Below are 17,707 nucleotides of genomic sequence, written 5' to 3'. Positions count from 1 at the left end.
GGGAAGATGGCCAGCAAACGGGCCCTGCGCCAGCGAGCTTTGGAGATCCTGCTCCGGCTGAAGCGCCACTACCCCAACTCCACCTGTGCCCTCCACTACCGGACGCCGCTGCAACTTTTGGTGGCAACCATCCTCTCCGCTCAGTGTACGGATGAGCGGGTGAATCAGGTGACGCCGGAACTGTTTCGTCGCTTCCCGGATGCCCAGGCCCTGGCGACAGCGCCGCGAGAGGAGATCGAGGCTCTCATCCATTCCACCGGCTTCTATCGCAACAAGGCCAAACACATTCAGGAAGCCTGCCGCAGGATCTTAAGCCATTTCGGTGGCCAAGTGCCCCGCACCATGCCGGAGCTGCTCACCCTACCCGGTGTGGCCCGTAAGACGGCCAATGTGGTGCTGGCCCATGCTTTTGGTATCAATGCCGGGGTTACCGTCGATACCCATGTCAAGCGCCTCAGCCGCCGCCTCGGCCTTACCGAGCATGAGGATCCCGTGCGCATCGAAAAGGATCTGATGCAGTTGTTGCCGCAGGCGGATTGGGAGAACTGGTCTATCCGTCTGATCGACCACGGGCGGGCCATCTGCACTGCCCGCAGGCCTCTGTGCCAGCAATGTTTTTTGGCGGATCTCTGCCCCAGCGCTCCTCTTCTGGGATCGGCTGCACCGGCCGAGAAAACGGATAAAAAAGCTACAAAAGCCTCGCCGGCCTGAGATGATGGTTTCTAGGCGCCCCGCGTGGCTGAGCCCCCCATTCTTCCGGCGCTTGTTTTGGCCGCCTCTCGCCCTAGAATAAGCTCCATGCAGGATAAACCCATGTCAGTCGCGACCCCCGTTTTGGTCATTGCCGGCCTGACGGGATCCGGGAAAACTTTGGCCATCCAGCAGTTGGAACAACTGGGGTACACCGGCCTAGAAGGGATCCCGCCTGCCCAGGTGATCCCCTTGGTTGAGGCGATGCGGACCTATCACGCTGCTTTGGCCATCAGCTTGAATCTCCACGCCCAGGAGTACCGGGATCAAGTTCCCACCCTGGCTGCTTGGGTGCAATCGCAAGGGATCCCTTTCCTATTCTTGGAGGCCCGCTCCCCAGTGTTGCTCAACCGTCTCAGCGCCCACCGCCGTCCCCATCCCTACGGGGAAGCTGCCGGTTTGTTGGAGGCCATTGAGCAAGAGCGGCTGGCTCTGGCCCCGGTGCGGGAACGCTGCACCCACTGGTTGGATACCTCCGACCTCAATGCCCAGCAACTGCGGCAGCAATTGCAAGCTTTGGTGCAAGGGATCCCCCAGCCCCTCAACCTAAGGCTGGTCAGCTTCGGTTTCAAATACGGCGTTCCCCCCGATGCCAACTTGCTGTTCGATGTGCGCTTTTTGCCCAACCCCTTCTTTCAGCCCCATCTGCGTCGCCTCACTGGGCAGGATCCCCTGCTGCAGGAGTTCTTGTTTGCGGATCCCATTACACAGTCCACCTATCAGCACATCTTGTCCTTGGTCAAAGCATTTTGGCCCCACTACCGCGCAGAACGTCGCCCCCACCTGACTTTGGCCATCGGCTGTACCGGCGGTCAGCACCGCTCGGTGGCCCTGGTGGAGCGCCTGGCCCAGGATTTGCAGCCTTGGACTGTCCCTGCCGGCAACCACGTTCTTCCCGACCTGAATGTTCAGGTTCAGCATCGCCATCTGCTCGACTCTCAGCGGGAGCTGGAAGCCCGCTTTGGCCCGGCGCCCGGCGAAGCCGGCGTTGCCCAGCAACAGGTTAGGATCCCTTTGGCCGGCGTTCCTGCACCTTCCCATGCCTAAGCCTGTGCCCAGCAACAAGTCCGCCGCTTGGGGCATTCGCCGCCGCAAGGCTGCTTGGCCGGGAAGTGGCTGGAAATGGCTCTTTCCCGGTTTAGCCGTTAAACGCTGGCTGAGCCTGGCGGTTGGGGGCGTGCTGCTGATGGTGCTGGGCATTGCCATCTGGACGGAGTTGACCCCCATCTTTCGCCTGAAGCGGCTGATCGACATCACCCTGCGCCTGATCACCACTTGGATCCCGAACAACATCAGTGGCCCCCTGGTGACTGGGATCGGGCTGGTGATGGTGGTGCTGGGGTTTCGCAGCGCCATGCGCTCCATTGAGGATGTGCTGATCCCCGAGGGAGATGAGGCGCTGGTGGATAAGCTCTTGTCGCGGCGGCGTCTCAGCCGTGGTCCCCGCATTGTGGTGCTGGGGGGCGGTACCGGCCTCTCCAATCTGCTGCGGGGTCTGAAGCGCTACAGCTCCAACATCACGGCCATTGTCACGGTGGCCGATGACGGGGGATCCTCAGGGCGTCTGCGGCGGGAGATCGGCGTTTTGCCCCCCGGCGATATCCGCAACTGCCTCACTGCTCTGGCCAACGAGGAAAAGCTGCTCACCGAGCTGTTTCAATATCGCTTCCAGTCGGGGGAAGGGCTAAGCGGCCACAGCTTCGGCAACCTGTTCATCACTGCCCTCACCGCGGTAACCGGCGGCGACTTGATTCGGGCCATCACTGCCACCTCACAAGTCTTGGCCATTCAGGGGCGGGTGCTGCCGGCCACCCTGGCGGATGTCACCCTTTGGGCGGAGCTGAGCGATGGCCGCCGCGTGGTGGGAGAGTCCAACATTGCCAAAGCCGGAGGACGCATTTGCCGAATCGGCTGCGACCCTCCTAGCCCTCCGGCCTTGCCAGAGGTCATCGAGGCTATTGAGGCGGCAGAGTTTGTGGTGCTGGGGCCGGGTAGCCTCTACACCAGCATCATCCCTAACCTGTTGGTACCGGAAATTGTGGAAGCTCTGGCCAAAAATATGGCCCCCCACATCTACGTCTGCAACATCATGACCGAGCCGGGGGAAACCGACGGCTATACCGTTGGGGATCACGTCATGGCTTTGGATCGGGTGGCAGGAGTGCGCCTATTTGACGGCGTGCTGGTGCAGCGGGAGCCACCCTCCCCACGTGCTTTGGAGCATTACCGCCGCAGCGGTTCTGAGTTTGTGGTGCTGGATCCCGACAAACTGGCTTACCTGGGCTGCCGTGCCGTTTTGGCTAACGTCATGCAAGAGGATCCAGAGACCGGCTTGGTGCGCCACAACCCCGAACGCTTGGCTGCAATGCTGATGCGCTGGTTCGACAGACATCGCCCCCTCTAGCTTTGCCCAGGATGTCCTCTGCTGTTATTGCAGGCGGGAATAAGGGCGGGGATAGGGCTTGCGCATCTGTCGAGCCAGGTACACCTGAAAGGTTTGCGCCACCGCCCCTGCCCGCACCAGGGGAACCTCGGCCACAGGCTCGATTTGGGCAAAGTAGTCGCCATAGGTGGCTGGGATCCCTGCCCTCGGCTGGAACAGCTTGGAAGTGATGAGCAGCCCATCCTGCCCCAGCCAATCCTGCGGCTGCGACCAAAAGGCAAAGCCCCGCAAATCCGCATCCAGGCAGGTCAGAGGCTTGTCCGTCAGCGGAGCCAGGGCCATGGCGATCTGACCGCCCAAAAAATAGGCATTGGTAAAAACGAACTCTGCCTCCTCAAGGGCTTGGGCCAGGTGGGGATCTGTCCGAAACCGCTGCCGCAACTGCTCAATTTCAATGAGCTGAGTAGAGGGATCCCTCTCCACCGGCCACAGACCCATCCCTCCCGGCTGCTGCAGCAGACCATAGCGCACATGGGCCAGCCCCACCCCCACCACCAAACTCACCATCACTGCCGTCCCCACCAAGGTTCGCTTCGCTCCCGGCCACCGTTCCCAGAAGGATCCCAGCAGCAACGTCAGCACCCAAAACCCCGGCATGGGCCAGGTGGGCAGAATGGGCCGGTAGCCTCCCATCGAGGTAAAGGCCAACACCAGCGGCAACCCACAGGCCAGGATCAAAAGGTGCTTTAACTCTTCATCCGTCAGCCGTATCCCGCGGAGAATTTGCAGCGCCACCCGACCCGTCCCTGCCAAACTCGCCCACCACAAAGGGATCCCCAGGCTGGGAAACAGATAGAGGATCCCAGCAAGGATTGTCAGCCCCAGCGCTGGCAGTTGATACCCCGCCTCCGGCACCGCCCGCCCCCCCTGGAAGCGAAAGGAGACCCAATCCTGCTGAGCGTTCCAGAGCAGCACCGGGCTAAAGGCCAGCACAAAACCCAGCACCGCCAGCACCGTCCAGCCCGACCTCAAGGCACAGCGATGAACCGGGCTGAGCAGACAAAAGAGTACCAGGCCGAACCCCAAAGCCAAGCCGTGGTATTTCCCCAGACAGGCCAGCCCCACCAAGAGACCTATGAGCGCTAGCCTAGGCCCTGGCCGATAGCGAGCCGCCCCATAGACAGCCAATTTCCCCTGCCCCAAAGGAGCCGGAAAAAACTCCTGAGCGGCCACCCACAAGGTTGCTGCCGTAAAAAAGATCAGCGGGCTATCCGGCAAGGTCAGCACCCCAAACCCAATCCAAAGGATCGGCGCGATGCTGATAGCCGCCAAGCTGATCAGTCCTGCCCGATCAGAGAAAAGGCGCGCTCCGGTGTAGTAAAGGAGTAGGGAAGAGCCAGAATAGAGCAGCAGGGATCCCAGTCGAATAGAAAAAGCCGACACCTGGCCGGTCAAGGCAGGCCCCAAGCCCGTTGTCCAGGCCACCAGCGGCGGATGGTCAAAATAGCTCCAATCCAGATGGCGGGTGTAGAGGTAGTAGTAGGCTTCGTCAAAGCCCGGCGGCAAAAGGGCAGCCACCAGCCAGCGCAGCAGCAAGCTCAGCCCTAGAATGAGCAAAACGGCCCTGGGCACCAAGGGGATCCCTTTTGGCAAATCGACAGATCTAACTTACCTTTAACACCCTCCGGGTCTACGTCCCTTTAGCAATCTGAGCAATCCGATTTTTTTTGTCTCCAGCAAAATGACCGGACACCCCAAAAATTGACCCAGCTTCTCGGCCTCTGCCCGCGCCTCCCGTTCACTGCTACTGAAGATGGATAGCAAAGGCTCCTGGGATTGCAATGTCACCTCTACCGAAAAGCTAGTATCGCCATCAGAATCTGTCCTGGCCTGAACCGTGACCTGCTGCACATCTCGGAAGGAATAAGTTTTCTGCCCTCGCGATCCAAAAGGAGTGAGGTACTCCTCCTGGATTTGGTACAGGGAGCTGTCCAAAGTCACGCGGCGGCGCCACAAAGCCGATATCAGCATAGAAACCCCTATCAAAAGAAATGGCAATGAGATGAGGGAAAACAAGATCACAATCACTAAATCTCCTAAGTCGAACTTATCGCTATCTACCAAGAGCTGACTCTCTGTGCCGTTCACAAAAGACTGAATGCGCCTTGCCAGTTCCTGAGCCTCACTCTCACTGGAAGCCGACCAGGCTTCCCTTTCTCCTGCAGGAGTTTTCAGCGTGACATAGTAGTAGGTTGTTCTGTCTCCATCTTCATCTGTCTCGATTTCGGTTTTGGTTCCAGCCTCTCTCACATTCTCGTAGAGTGTAGTCTCACTTGGCAAAGGCAGCAACGGCTGGAAAAACACTTCGCAGTTAACCGCAGACTGGGCAACTCGAAAGCAGGTGAAGTGGCGATCGCCTAGGGAAAACCACAATAAAGCCAAGAACGAGAGGTACATGAAGGTAAGAAAAGGGCCCAAACACGAAACTTTCTCTTGGTATACGCGCTTGCTGGGGCTTTCCTTCACGCATTTCATAGACTTAACTCCAAGAAAGCCGGATTTGCTCAGATTATAACTTGCTAGTCTGTTGGTCGTCTGTTTCCGAGAATACGAAGCGTTTAAAAAATTATGAAAAGCAGTAAGTCCTCCGGTTTTCGCTGTGCTGTATTCAACTTCCCCTCTCTCCAACCAGGAGCGGAAATTGAGTGGCTGACTGCACGAGGCGCCGGGAAGAGGTTTTAAATTAAATCAAGCAAGTTAAAGGTTTGAGCTGTTGAATGTACGCAAGTGAGTTAGGTTTTTAATGTCTTCCCAGTTTCTTTTGAATGTGATTTAAAACTGTGGATCCAAGTGCGAAAAGTCTGAGGATTTGCCCGCACCTAATTCATGTTCTGAGGTATTATGTTATCTCCAATACCTCTAAAATGTCCTGGCTGCTTTTCGGGATCCCAAGGTCTTTCCCAGAAGCTGTGGGGTGGCATAACAGTGGGATGAGCGCCAAACTAGCGGTGGTGCTCATGTGAGGATTGCAATGGAAGGCAGACCTAGGGCTAGGGTAGGGCAGCCTGTGCCGAAATCTCTGGAGACAAGGCAAAATGGCCGGCAACTTGCTCAACGGCGCCGACGCAGAGGTTCTTGGATCCCTTCACTGCGAAGCCCCAGGCGGTGGAGAACAACACTGGGGTGGCTCCTGGGGGATCGGATCCCGACGGCCCGCCAGCTTGACTTTCGCGCCGGCATGACCGGACTGGCTCTGATCATCGCCCTACTGGTAACAGGAGCACGTCTGGTTTATTTGCAACATCAACAGGCACCCCTATTGCAGCAGCGAGCCGAAGCCCAGCAGCGAGCCCAGCTAAGACCTTTCATTCCTCGTCGCTCAATTGTGGATCGTCATTCTATTGCCAAGCAGCAGGCAGAATTGCTGGCCGTAGATCGCCCCGTCTATACTCTCTGGGCCCATCCCCGCCTCTTTGGCAAACGCACTCCAGAGGAAATTGCCACCGCTCTTGCTCCCCTGTTGCGGCGTCCGGTGGAGCAACTGACGCAGCGGCTGTCGGTTAATCAGGCAGTGCGGGTGGAGCGCTGGGTATCCCAGGAGGTGGCGGATCAAATTCAGGCTCTGCATCTGGATGGCCTGGAGCTGGTGAGCGAGCGGCAACGCATTTACCCCCAAAAAGAGATGGCCGCTGAGGTGGTAGGCTATGTAGATCTGGATCATCAGGGCCAAGCGGGAGTGGAATATTCCCGGCAAGAGCTGCTGGAGCGTACCGTTCAACCTGTTACTATTCCTCGCGATGGCTACGGACGACTGTTGGCTGCCGAGGTGCCGGAAGGGCTGCTGCAATCTGGCGAGACGGTGCTGCAACTTACCCTAGATATGCGCCTGCAAAGAGCTGCCCGCGCTGCCCTGAAAGCCCAACTGCAACGGTTTCGAGCGCTGCGGGGTACGGTGATCATCTTGCAGCCCCACACGGGGGAGATTTTGGCTCTGGTGAGCGAGCCCACCTATGACCCCAACCGCTACTTTGAGTATGACCCCGGTCTTTTTCGCAACTGGGCCGTAACGGATTTGTATGAGCCGGGATCCACCTTCAAGCCCATCAACATTGCCATTGGGTTGGATGCTGGAGCCTTTACAGCAGATGAACGGGTCTATGACGAGGGTCGGATTCTCATCGGTCAGTGGCCCATTCAAAATTACGACTACCACCAGCGAGGGGCCCATGGCTGGATGAGCGTCACGGATATCCTGCGGCAATCCAGCAATGTGGGCATGGTACACCTGATGCGCAAGCTGGATCCCCGCCAGTACTACAACGCCCTGCTGCGGCTGGGATTAAACGAGCGCAGTGGCGTGGATTTGCCCTTTGAGCCGGCCAGCCGTTTGAAACCGCTGCGACAGTTCGTCACGGTGCCGGTGGAGCGGGCCACTGTCGCTTTCGGCCAGGGGCTGGCCCTCACTCCTCTACAGTTGGCTGCCATGCATTGCATCATTGCCAACGGCGGACTGAAAGTGCAGCCCCATGTGGTGCGAGGCTTGGTGGAGAAGGATACGGATACTTTGGTTTGGGGATCCCCGCAGCCGCAGCCGGTGCGGGTACTATCCGAGCAAGCCACGCTGGCAGTGCGTATCCAAATGCGGGATGTGGTGGACTTTGGCACGGGGCAATCGGCCAAGATCGAGGGGTATGAGATCGCTGGCAAAACCGGCACTGCCCAGAAAGCCGGGCCACGGGGGGGCTATTTGCCCGGCAAGCGCATCACCAGTTTTGTGGGCTATTTCCCGGCCATTCGCCCCAATTACGTGATCTTGGCGGTGATCGACGAGCCCCAGGGGGAAGATGCCTTCGGCTCGACGACGGCTGCTCCCGTTGTTCGCTCGGTGATCCAGGAGATCATCGCCCTAGAGGGGATCCGCCCTAACTCTACTTAGCGCAGCTACAGGAACAAGGGGCAAAGGCGGATGCCAAAGGGGGCCCAGACAGTGAGGAAATGAGCGAAATGCCCATACCTCCGGATTGGCTCTTCCTGGAAAAAGCCATACTCAAGACTGGCCACCCACAGAGTCCGACTTAACCTCTGCACTCCTCCAGCTCAGCTTGGAGTTGAGGTAGAAGTTCCAGAATACAACAATACCGATGGCAATTAAGTTGGCCAACAAATAATGAATGCCCAAGCGCTCGCTCAGCAAGGTCACCAGTGAAGTGTTGAGAACCAAGCCAATTAAGCAGATAACGTTAAACTTCGCCAACCGCTTCAGGCGATTCAAGAGCCCCGGCTGCAAGCGGGTCACATGGCGAAAAGTCCACAGGTCGTTCCAGAGGAAGTTATTGAGAATGGCCACCTCCGAAGCAACCAGCTTACTGGTTATGAGATCCCATCCTAAGTTGGTGGGATCGTGCAAAACATAGAGCAAAGCCATGTCCACCAAGGTGCCGGATAGGCCAACCGTGCTGAAGCGCAAAAAGGATCCCACCTGCCCTAGCGAAAAGCGCAGCACCATCAGGTGGTGGAGATATTGGAGACAAGTTTGCAGTTGGATTTTGCTCTCGCCGTTCTGGCGCTCCTGAAAGATGTAGCCGACTTCAGCAATGGTTTTCACCCGGCCCCGAGCCAGCACCTCGATCAGCAGCTTGTAACCCTTGGGGTTGAGCGGGATCCCGGCAATGGCTTGGCGTCTGACCAGAAACAGTCCGCTCAACGGATCGGAAACACGGCTGAAAACTCCCGGCAGCAGAACCAGCCCAATCCATTGGGCCCCGCGGGAGACAATGCGCCGGCCCAGGCTCCAGTGGCTCACCCCTCCCGATGGTGCATAGCGGCTGCCCACCACCAAATCTGCCCCTTTCTGGATGAGCGGCCACAATTTGAGGACAATCTCCGGCGGATGCTGCAAATCCCCATCCATAACCCCCAACACCTCGCCGCGGGCAGCTTGCCATCCCCGCAGCACGGCAGTGGCCAGGCCTCGTTCGTGGTGGCGACAAATGACTTGCAGTTGAGGGAATTCTTTTTGCAATCCTTGGGCCACTTTGGCAGTGTAATCGGGGCTATTGTCATCCACCACAATCAACTCATAGCTTCCAGGCAGAATCGTGTCTAGGTGGGCACACAACTGCCGGATCAGGCTGCAGATACTGGAGGCTTCGTTGTAGGTGGGAATGACCAGCGACAGTTGGACAGGGCTGGACTGAGACAGAGGTGGAATCTGAAAAGGAGCTGCAGAAGCTTTGGGATCGGCAGAGGAAGTAGGAGCTCCATGAAACATTCAGCAGGCCATCCAAAAACAATAAAACAAAAATCCTCCGCCTAGGGCTGCAAATCCTAGGACTGCCTTGGTTCATACTGGGTCCACAGAACGATCCCCTATCGTACTGATCGATGAGCCGCAGGGCTAGACCTTTCTCTACCTACCCAGCTTCTTCGGGAAGAGGTTACTTGGCTAAGGGGATCCCGTAGAGGGGCTCATCGACACCGGGATCTGGGCCTGAGCAGAGGCAGTCTCAGGCAGCGAGGGGGCAGGGGTGAAACTGGGGTAGGGGATGCGCTCGTGGTTGGATTCCCGCCAGACCTCCACGAAAGCGTCTGCCACCACCTCCAAATCCTCCAGCGTCAGCCCACTATCAACCAACTGGCCATCTTGCCAACGGGCCTGGGCAATTTTGCGGACAACAGCTTTTGCCCGCTCGACCACATCGGGGCCGAAGCCATCGCTCAGAGTCATGCTGCGCAGGGCGGCTTCACAGGCATCGGCCATCATCACCACCCCCGTCTCCTTGCTCTGGGGGATCGGGCCATCGTAGCGGAACGGCTCTTCGGGTACGGGCTGACCCCCGGCTTTCATCTGGGCTTGATGGTAGAAATAGGCAATCAGGATCGTCCCCTGGTGCTCAGGGATAAACGCCTGGACGGCGGTAGGCAGGTTGTATTGCTTGGCCAGGCGCAAGCCATCGCTGACGTGGGCCTTGATAATCTGAGCACTGCGATAGGGATCGTCCAGTTGGGTGTGGGGGTTGAGGCTGCCCATCTGGTTCTCGATGAAGTAGCGGGCCTGCAACATCTTGCCGATGTCGTGGTAAAGGGTGCCGGTGCGCACCAGCTCCACGTTGAGGTTCAGCTTTTGGGCAGCCCGTTCTGCCAAAGTGGCCACAAACAGAGTGTGCTGAAAGGTGCCGGGGGCCTCTGCAGCCAGCCGCCGCAGCAGCGTGCGATTGGGATTGCTCAACTCGATCAGACGAATGGGGGTGGCTAAGTCAAATAGGCGCTCCAGGTAGGGGCTGGCTCCCAGGGCAACAATGCTCCATCCCAAGCTGGTTCCCCCTGCCAAAGCCATGGCCAACAGGTCGATGCCACCGGTGGTGGCCAAGCTAACCGCCCCGTAGGCCAGCATCTGCACCGCTGCCGCTCCTCCTCCCAACAAGGCCAGCTCTTCTCGGGAGCGGGAACGCCCGGCCAAGGCAGAGGCCACCACACTGCCGGACAACAAGGGCACGACGGTGAGCAGGTTGGCAGAGGAGACCAAGGGCAAAAACAACGCCTGGCCCACCACCACCACCAGGCCCAGCCCTGCCCCGTAAAAACTGCCCAGCAACAGCCCCACCGCCGGCAAGGAGCTGAACTCCAGCTTGAACAAGGCCGCCAACAGGGGAGCGGTCAGGGAAACCATGAGGATCAACACTCGATCCCGGCGGCGCAATCCCGGCCGCAAGCGTTGCTGCAGAGGCACAAAGACAGCCAGGCCCAGGCCCATCACGCCGGCCACTCCCACCAAGCCCCAGATGTTGATCCCGCGCTGGGTGAGCCCAAAGTGGTCCAAGATGAGAAAAATTTCGGGAGTGATGAGCTGATCTGCTCGCACGATCACCTGGTTCTCGGCAACCGAGATCAGAACCGGCTCGACTTTTTCCAGCTCGGCGCGAATGCGCTGCTCGGTGCGCTGGGGATCCACCTCCACATTGGGAATGAGCACCTGCTGCAGCCACTGATAGACCAGCCCTTGCAACTCCTGTCGTTGGGCAGCATTGCCCGGAAACATCAAATCGTCCAGTTGGGCTTGGATCCCTTCGGCGCGAACTTCGCGGGGCAGGCCATCCACGATCCCTATCTTCTGCAGACGCTCCAAGACCCGCCGGCTCAAGGTTTGCAAATGCTGCCAATCCGCATCTGCCAAGTTGAGAACTGTGGCCGGAACAGGGGGGGTGAGCTGCTCCAGAGCCGGCAAAGCTGCCCGATAGCGCTGCTGCGCCGCTTCCACCTGGGCAATCAACTGGGTATAGGGATCCGTCCCCGCCATCTGGGTGGCCGATCCATCCAACCAAGCCCGCTGCCAAACCTCAACAAGCTCCTGCTTGGCCCGCTGCTCCAGCTGCTCCGGTCGCCCAGAAGAGGGCTCTTCTGAAGGAGATGGGGTGGCTCCGCGGATGGCCTCTTGTCGGACGCGAGCCTGGAAGGGTTCCCACTCCTCCGGGGAAAGCTGGCGCAGGTAGATCTGCGTTGGCAGAGACAGCAACTGGACAGAAACATAGGGCAGAGGCCCTGCCTCTTGTCGGATGGCTTCCACCTCAGCCAGGAGACCCTCCAGGTTTTGCCGCATGCTGTCGTTGGCGGTGCTGTTGATTTTGAGGGCCTGAACCACCCGCCGTCGCGCCTCAGCTTGTCGGGCCTGGGTAGCCTCCACATCTTCAATCTCCGCCGCAGCAGGGGCAAGAAACGTCTGCGGAGAACGGCTGCCGACGGTCAGTTGTGGTTCGTTGTAGTAGCGGATCCCGTGGACGGCAGTGAGGGAGAGAAGCGCGAGGGCATAGCCGGCAATCCGCTCCGAAAGGGAGGGCCCGCTCTTTCGAGGGGAAGCTGCCTGGCGTCGCCGAGTCCAGTGTTCCGCGTTCGCGTCGGTGGCGCGAAGGGCTTTGGGCGTGAGCGGGTTTTTCATGGATTGGCCTGGCAGCGTCTTTCTCTTTTCTATCCCCTTTTGGCCGGGTAGCCCAGGAAGAGGATCTCAATCGCCGATGGTAATCTGCCCCACCATACCTGCTTCTGCATGGCCGGGGATGGTGCAAACCAGAGAATAGACCCCAGATTTCAGAGGAATAAATTGCCACTCCACCGAAGCGCCTGGCTTCAGCTCCAATTCTCGGATCTGGCCCTTGATTTCCACGCCGGCCACGTCCAGCTTGCGGGTCCAGACGGCATCGGCAAAATCCTTGGCGCTGAAATAGTGCTTCAGTTGGCTGGGGTTGCTCAGGCGGAGACGGTAGAGGCTGCCGTTGCGAAAAGACAGTTCCTTGGGCACAAACACCAACTGATTGTCGGCAGTACCCAACTCAATAACCTTCTCCTGCGGCGTTTGTCTGGAGAGATCCCGCGCCCATACCGGATGCGGGATCCCAATCATGAGGGCCGATAGCCAGATTCCCAGCACCAGGAAATGACAGAACCTGTTTAACATTGCAACAACGAGGAGAGAGGAAAGAGCAAAGAGAAAAGAGCAACGAGGAGAGAGAAAAGAGCAAAGAGAAGAGATTCCTCCTTCTCACTTCTCACTCCTCCCTTCTCACTCCTCTGCGAGTAGCCTGGAAACTCAAGATAGCATCTCTAGGCGGAGAGGTTTTGATTCCCTTCTGCCCTGTCTAGCCATCCACATCCTCGTAGAGCCGCACGGCTGGGGCTTCCTCTCCGTCTTTCCTTATTTCAAGGGCTACCGCAGCGACGTAGCCACCGGCAACCTGAAGCGGTAAGGTCACCCAGCGGGAGTCCTCGCCCAAAGCTGCAGAGCCGGCCAGACCTCTGCCCGTTCCCTTCAGGAGTGCCTCTTTTTGTGTCCACATTTGGAAGAAGAGGGCATCTCGCTCTGGAGCTGGACAGTTGGCCAAACGGACTTGCTCGGCAGCCGAAAAGTAGCGCTGGGCGATGCGCTGCCAGCGGGGCACAGGTCGAACCCATTCCAGATCCACTCCAATGCGGTATTGCAACCTCAGGCCGATCAGGACGCGCTCGTGGGAGTGGCTGAGGTTAAACTGCAGCGGCAGGGGTGGATCCCGCCAGTAGGGTTTGCCGGTAGAACTGTGGTCGAGGGGGATCCCCTGGGGCGGAATGCCGCTGTAGCGGCTAAGCAAGCTCCGCAACCCAAGACGACCGGCCAGAAAGCGGCGCCGATCTGCCGGCAGTTGTAAACGCTCTGCCCGCCGACATTCTTCAGGGGAAAGAAGGCCGAGCTGGGGGAGCAACTTCTCCAACGGGGGGACTGTCTGCAGCCAAAGATGCACCTCTGACTTTCCCGACAACGGCTGCAGGGATCCCACTGTGAAGTTGGGTCTAGACAACTCTAAGGAATAAGGATGGGATAACATGGCCTTGAATTGGTGGAGTTGGCAACACCACCCAGACAGTACACCCTTTCCTGTACGCGCTCGCGAGGCCTGGTCTGACCTGATGCCCTCCTTCCACTATCCCCCCCGTCCTGACCGTGTCCGCGCAGCTCGTCAGCAGGCTATTCGTCAGGGGATCCTCTGGCTGTTGTTGGGGTTCACGGCTGTATTGGCGGGTTCTGCCGGTGCCCTCCTGGCCGTGATGTTGCCCCGTCAGGTGATCCCAACTTCCCTCACTCCTGCAGAACAAGAAGCCTTCCGTCCTGATGCCTTACGGGCTGCGGCTCTGGATCGCTCGTTGCATATCCTCATTCTCGGCACGGACAACCCGGATCCCAGCCTGCCCTTGCCCACAGAGCGAGATCGCTTCCACACCCGCAGCGACACCATTCTCTTGGCCCGCTTTGATCCCCAGGCGCGGCGGATTACCGTTTTGTCCATCCCCCGCGACACTCGTGTGCGCTTGCCCGGCTTTGGTGTGGCCAAGATCAATGCTGCCAACTTGGCAGGGGGCCCGGCGCTGACGGCTCAGGTGGTCAGCCACTTGATGGGTGGGATCCCGATTGACCGCTACATTCGCCTCAATACCGACGCTCTGGAAGAGCTGATCGACGCGGTGGGCGGCGTGGAAATCTACGTGCCGGAACCGATGCAATACGTGGATCACACCCAGCAGTTGTTTATCCACCTGGAACCCGGCTGGCAACGCCTCAACGGGGAACAAGCCCACCACTTTGCCCGCTTTCGCCGCGATCACCTGGGATTGGGGGATATCGGTCGGGTGCAACGGCAACAGGAATTGCTGCGGGCCCTGAGCCGGGAACTGCTCTCTCCTGCCGTCTGGCCGCGGATCCCGAAGATTTTGCAGGTCGTCCGCACCAACCTCGATACCAACCTCACCTGGGAAGAGGTTCTGAGCTTGGCCAAGTTTGTCCTCACCTCTGGGGGCGATCGCATCGACCTGGTGCTGCTGCCGGGCCGCTTCAGTCAGCCGGGAGAATTCTCCACCAGCTACTGGCTGCCGGATCCAGCCGGGATCCGACGGGTGGCCGTTTCCCACTTTGGCCTGGAGGCAGAGGTAGCCCGCATTCCTCCACACCGCCTGCGCATAGCCGTGCAAAACGCAACCGGAGAGCCGGGGATGGCCCGCCGTATGGTGCAAGAATTGGTGAGGCAAGGATACGTCCATGCTTTTGCTGTGGAAGACAGCACTCAGGTGCTGCAGCAAACGGAGATCCTCGCCCAGAGCGGGGATCGGGAGGGGGCTAAACAGATCCGCGCCGCCATTGGCCTGGGAGAAGTGCGGGTAGAATCTACTGGCGTTCTCAACTCCGATGTCACCATTCGAGTCGGCCAAGATTGGGCTCAACAGTTGGCTTTGGATGAAGCACTCCGCGCCGCTGACGCCAACGGCCAAACCCAAGCTCCGCCCGGAGCAGCTCAGCTCTAGAGAGCCGGTTCGGTTGCGAGTGCGGATTTCCGAAAAAGAGCCTGCTTGTCGGGGACTTTTCGGTCTCTGTAGATTAGCACTGAGCTTGTTTGAGTGCTGAGCCACCTATGACCGTGCTGGAACAGGGATCCATCACCATCCACACCGAGAACATCTTTCCCATCATCAAGCAGTCTCTCTACTCGGATCGAGAGATCTTCTTGCGGGAGCTGATCTCCAATGCTGCTGATGCCATCACCAAGCTGAAGATGGCCAGCCTTGCCGGCGAAGTGGCAGATCTCCCAGAGCCGGAGATTACGATTGCCCTCAACAAGGAGGCCAAGACCTTAGCGGTGGCCGATAACGGCATTGGCATGACTGCCGAGGAAGTGAAAAAATACATCAACCAGGTGGCTTTTTCCAGCGCTGAAGAGTTCATTCAAAAGTACAAGGGCAAAGACGCAGAGCAAGCAATCATTGGCCACTTTGGTCTAGGATTCTACTCCTCTTTTATGGTGTCGCAGCGGGTGGAAATCGACACCCTCTCCTATCGGCCCGGCAGCACGCCGGTGAAGTGGGCTTGTGACGGCACCACTACTTTTACCCTCTCCGATTCTGAGCGCTCCAGCATCGGCACCACCGTTACCCTTTACATCACCCCCGAAAACGAAGAATACCTGGAGCCAAGCCGCATTCGGGAATTGGTTCGTAAATACTGCGATTTCATCCCCGTTCCCATCAAGTTAAACGGGGAAGTGATCAACAAGCAAAAGCCCCTGTGGAGAACCTCACCTTCCGAACTCAAAGATGAGGATTACCTAGAGTTTTATCGCTACCTCTATCCCTTTCAAGAGGATCCCCATTTCTGGGTGCACATCAACACCGACTATCCCTTCATCGTGCAAGGGATCCTCTATTTTCCCAAGTTGCGCCCGGATATTGATCCCACCAAGGGTCAAGTCAAGCTGTTCTGCAACCAAGTCTTTGTCCAAGATAACTGTGAGGAAGTCATCCCCAAGTTCCTCCTACCTCTGCGGGGGGCCATCGACAGTCCGGATATTCCCCTCAACGTCTCTCGCAGCTTCTTGCAAAATGACCGCACCGTAAGACGCATTGGGGATCACGTTGCCAAAAAGGTGGCGGATCGTCTCAATGAACTGTACAGGGAAGATTACGAAAAATACGTCAAGGTCTGGCCCGACATCAGCCTCTTTATGAAGTTTGGGGCGATGAACAATGACAAGTTCTTTGCCCAGATCAAGGATATTCTCATTTTCCGAGTGGCCGGATCCCCTGCTGACAAACCCGAATATGTGACCCTGAAAGCGTACCTGGAGCGCACCCGCGACAAGCAAAACAAGCGAGTTTACTACGCCACCGATGAGGCTGCCCAGAGTGCCTACATCGATCTCCACCGCTCTCAAGGACTGGAAGTGATCATGCTGGATAGCTGGATCGACAGCCACTTCAGCAGCTTTTTGGAGCGGGAATACAAAGAAGAAGGGATCCAATTTAAGCGGGTGGACTCTGAGCTGGACGAAACGCTGGTAGATAAAGACAAAGCCGCCGAAATTGTGGATCCGGTCACGCAAAAAACCCGCAGCCAAAAGTTGGTCGATCTCTTTCGGCAGGCCCTGGGCAAAGACAAGTTGCAGATCAAAGCAGAAGCTCTTAAATCAGAGTCGGTTCCGGCCATGATCTTGCTACCGGAGACGCTGCGGCGCCTACAGGAGCTCAACGCCGTCATCCAGCAGAAGCCGCTGGAGTTTCTGGAAGAGCACACGCTGGTTCTGAACACGGCCCATCCCCTTATCCAAAACCTGCAGTCTCTTGCCGATCAGGGTCGGGATCCCGACTTGGTTCACCTCATCTGCAATCACATCTACGATTTGGCTTTGATTACCCAGAAAAGCTTTGACCCGGCAGCCGTGCGGGCCTTTGTGCAGCGCTCCAACGAAGTGCTGACTCGCCTCACCCGCCCTCAATAGGCAGCGCTGTCCAGGGTAGACTGCAGGGCTTCCGCTCCACCGGGCAGAGACGGACGGGATCCGGCCCCGTTGCCGCTGTGGCTGTAGCTGCCTTGGAGCACGGGGGCAACTTGGCGCATCAGAGTAGCCATCTCCAGGGCACTCATGGCGTATTCCCAACCTTTGTTGCTCTTGACCCCGGCCCGCTCCAGAGCCTGCTGCAGGGTATCGGCGGTGATGATCCCGAAAATAACCGGCACTCCGGTACGAAATCCTGCCGCCGCAATGCCTTTGGAGACCTCCGCCGCCACATAGTCGAAGTGGGGAGTTTGCCCGCGAATCACTGCCCCCAGACAGATGATGGCATCATAACGGCGAGATTGGGCCAGTTGGTGAGCCAGCAAAGGCACCTCAAAACTGCCCGGCACCCAGTAGTAGTCCACCTGCTTGCTCTCTGGGCCGACATCCACACCATGCCGCTTCAGCGCGTCCTGGCACCCTTCCAACAATTTGCCGGTGATTAGGTCGTTAAACCGACCGATGACAATGGCCAGACGCAGATCCTCCGTCTGAACAAAATTGCCCTCGTAAACTGCCATCTGCGCTGCTCCAGACCTACCCAAGAGAAGAACAAGCGGAAAACCACGCTTTCCCATCCTAATTCAGTAAACTACCCGACCCTGACTGCTTCGCAGTACAGGGCGGGCTTTCGGTAGCCCTGCAGTTGGCAAGCTAACCACGAACCTCTAGGCTGGTTTACAGCAGCCCCCAAAAGCGCAATCACATTCGCACCATTCAAATCCGCATCCCC

At 58.2% G+C, this 17,707-nt stretch carries 14 protein-coding genes and 1 pseudogene; 7 read left to right on the top strand and 8 right to left on the bottom strand.

The annotated features are described in order from the left end of the window. The first annotated feature begins 6 nt into the window (after nt 1-6). From nth to NW828_RS08390, 3 genes are all read left to right on the top strand, one after another. On the top strand, nt 7-711 hold the full coding sequence (nth, locus tag NW828_RS08400; protein ID WP_414383186.1) for an endonuclease III: 705 nt from the start codon (nt 7-9) through the stop codon (nt 709-711). A gap of 102 nt (nt 712-813) precedes the next feature. Beyond that, nucleotides 814-1,797, top strand: coding sequence for an RNase adapter RapZ (gene rapZ / locus NW828_RS08395; protein ID WP_414383184.1), 984 nt, complete (start codon nt 814-816; stop codon nt 1,795-1,797). Beyond that, on the top strand, nt 1,790-3,154 hold the full coding sequence (locus NW828_RS08390; RefSeq protein WP_414373544.1) for a gluconeogenesis factor YvcK family protein: 1,365 nt from the start codon (nt 1,790-1,792) through the stop codon (nt 3,152-3,154). Before rapZ ends, NW828_RS08390 begins: the two co-directional genes overlap by 8 nt. A gap of 24 nt (nt 3,155-3,178) precedes the next feature. On the opposite strand, the gene NW828_RS08385 is transcribed toward NW828_RS08390, so the two are convergent. Together NW828_RS08385 and NW828_RS08380 are read right to left on the bottom strand one after the other, a co-directional pair. Beyond that, nucleotides 3,179-4,765: an ArnT family glycosyltransferase gene (locus tag NW828_RS08385; protein ID WP_414383182.1), complete on the bottom strand. Its 1,587-nt coding sequence runs from the start codon at nt 4,763-4,765 to the stop codon at nt 3,179-3,181. Nucleotides 4,766-4,807: 42 nt separating this feature from the next. Then, nucleotides 4,808-5,668: a hypothetical protein gene (locus NW828_RS08380; RefSeq protein WP_414383180.1), complete on the bottom strand. Its 861-nt coding sequence runs from the start codon at nt 5,666-5,668 to the stop codon at nt 4,808-4,810. 560 nt (nt 5,669-6,228) lie between these two features. On the opposite strand from NW828_RS08380, the gene NW828_RS08375 reads away from it, so the two are divergent. Both NW828_RS08375 and NW828_RS08370 read left to right on the top strand, forming a co-directional pair. Continuing rightward, entirely contained in the window at nt 6,229-6,375 is a 147-nt protein-coding gene (locus tag NW828_RS08375; protein WP_414383178.1) for a hypothetical protein, read from the top strand. Next, nucleotides 6,372-8,069 (top strand): peptidoglycan D,D-transpeptidase FtsI family protein, encoded by a 1,698-nt coding sequence (locus tag NW828_RS08370; protein WP_414383176.1) that lies wholly within the window; start codon nt 6,372-6,374, stop codon nt 8,067-8,069. The genes NW828_RS08375 and NW828_RS08370 overlap by 4 nt, the downstream gene beginning before the upstream one ends. Before the next feature lie 111 nt (nt 8,070-8,180). On the opposite strand, the gene NW828_RS08365 is transcribed toward NW828_RS08370, so the two are convergent. The 4 genes from NW828_RS08365 to NW828_RS08350 all read right to left on the bottom strand — a co-directional run bounded on the left by NW828_RS08365 (nt 8,181) and on the right by NW828_RS08350 (nt 13,359). After that, the gene (locus NW828_RS08365) at nt 8,181-9,404 is read right to left on the bottom strand and encodes a glycosyltransferase (protein ID WP_414383174.1); all 1,224 of its coding nucleotides are present in this window, start codon (nt 9,402-9,404) and stop codon (nt 8,181-8,183) included. A gap of 174 nt (nt 9,405-9,578) precedes the next feature. After that, nucleotides 9,579-12,065 carry an HD family phosphohydrolase gene (locus tag NW828_RS08360; protein ID WP_414383172.1) on the bottom strand — a complete coding sequence of 829 codons (2,487 nt, stop codon included), beginning with the start codon at nt 12,063-12,065 and terminating at the stop codon, nt 9,579-9,581. 66 nt (nt 12,066-12,131) lie between these two features. Beyond that, nucleotides 12,132-12,554, bottom strand: a complete 423-nt coding sequence (locus tag NW828_RS08355; protein WP_414383169.1) for a plastocyanin/azurin family copper-binding protein — start codon at nt 12,552-12,554, stop codon at nt 12,132-12,134. A gap of 208 nt (nt 12,555-12,762) precedes the next feature. After that, complete coding sequence (locus NW828_RS08350) at nt 12,763-13,359, bottom strand: 4'-phosphopantetheinyl transferase family protein (RefSeq protein ID WP_414383167.1); 597 nt, start codon at nt 13,357-13,359, stop codon at nt 12,763-12,765. Between the two features lie 121 nt (nt 13,360-13,480). On the opposite strand from NW828_RS08350, the gene NW828_RS08345 reads away from it, so the two are divergent. Both NW828_RS08345 and htpG read left to right on the top strand, forming a co-directional pair. Continuing rightward, complete coding sequence (locus NW828_RS08345) at nt 13,481-14,950, top strand: LCP family protein (RefSeq protein ID WP_414383165.1); 1,470 nt, start codon at nt 13,481-13,483, stop codon at nt 14,948-14,950. A gap of 107 nt (nt 14,951-15,057) precedes the next feature. Then, nucleotides 15,058-16,917 (top strand): molecular chaperone HtpG, encoded by a 1,860-nt coding sequence (htpG, locus tag NW828_RS08340; protein ID WP_414383163.1) that lies wholly within the window; start codon nt 15,058-15,060, stop codon nt 16,915-16,917. Here the strand turns inward: htpG and ribH are convergent. Together ribH and NW828_RS08330 are read right to left on the bottom strand one after the other, a co-directional pair. After that, nucleotides 16,911-17,495 (bottom strand): 6,7-dimethyl-8-ribityllumazine synthase, encoded by a 585-nt coding sequence (ribH, locus tag NW828_RS08335; RefSeq protein WP_414383161.1) that lies wholly within the window; start codon nt 17,493-17,495, stop codon nt 16,911-16,913. The genes htpG and ribH overlap by 7 nt on opposite strands. A 71-nt stretch (nt 17,496-17,566) precedes the next feature. After that, nucleotides 17,567-17,707 (bottom strand): annotated as a pseudogene (locus tag NW828_RS08330) (RNA-guided endonuclease TnpB family protein); the annotation flags it as partial.

It is taken from the genome of Synechococcus sp. W55.2, assembly GCF_047461635.1.
In the GTDB taxonomy this organism is placed as follows: domain Bacteria; phylum Cyanobacteriota; class Cyanobacteriia; order Thermostichales; family Thermostichaceae; genus Thermostichus.
Note: the sequence above shows the minus strand (reverse complement) of the source record. Positions and strands in the feature narration are given on the sequence as shown.

Excerpts from the sequence above, each read along its gene's own strand:
- nth (WP_414383186.1), top strand. The coding sequence starts at position 7 with ATGGCCAGCAAACGGGCCCTGCGCCAGCGAGCTTTGGAGATCCTGCTC.
- rapZ (WP_414383184.1), top strand. The coding sequence starts at position 814 with ATGTCAGTCGCGACCCCCGTTTTGGTCATTGCCGGCCTGACGGGATCC.
- NW828_RS08390 (WP_414373544.1), top strand. The coding sequence starts at position 1,790 with ATGCCTAAGCCTGTGCCCAGCAACAAGTCCGCCGCTTGGGGCATTCGC.
- NW828_RS08380 (WP_414383180.1), bottom strand. The coding sequence starts at position 5,668 with ATGAAATGCGTGAAGGAAAGCCCCAGCAAGCGCGTATACCAAGAGAAA.
- NW828_RS08375 (WP_414383178.1), top strand. The coding sequence starts at position 6,229 with ATGGCCGGCAACTTGCTCAACGGCGCCGACGCAGAGGTTCTTGGATCC.
- NW828_RS08370 (WP_414383176.1), top strand. The coding sequence starts at position 6,372 with ATGACCGGACTGGCTCTGATCATCGCCCTACTGGTAACAGGAGCACGT.
- NW828_RS08365 (WP_414383174.1), bottom strand. The coding sequence starts at position 9,404 with ATGTTTCATGGAGCTCCTACTTCCTCTGCCGATCCCAAAGCTTCTGCA.
- NW828_RS08360 (WP_414383172.1), bottom strand. The coding sequence starts at position 12,065 with ATGAAAAACCCGCTCACGCCCAAAGCCCTTCGCGCCACCGACGCGAAC.
- NW828_RS08345 (WP_414383165.1), top strand. The coding sequence starts at position 13,481 with ATGGCCTTGAATTGGTGGAGTTGGCAACACCACCCAGACAGTACACCC.
- htpG (WP_414383163.1), top strand. The coding sequence starts at position 15,058 with ATGACCGTGCTGGAACAGGGATCCATCACCATCCACACCGAGAACATC.
- ribH (WP_414383161.1), bottom strand. The coding sequence starts at position 17,495 with ATGGCAGTTTACGAGGGCAATTTTGTTCAGACGGAGGATCTGCGTCTG.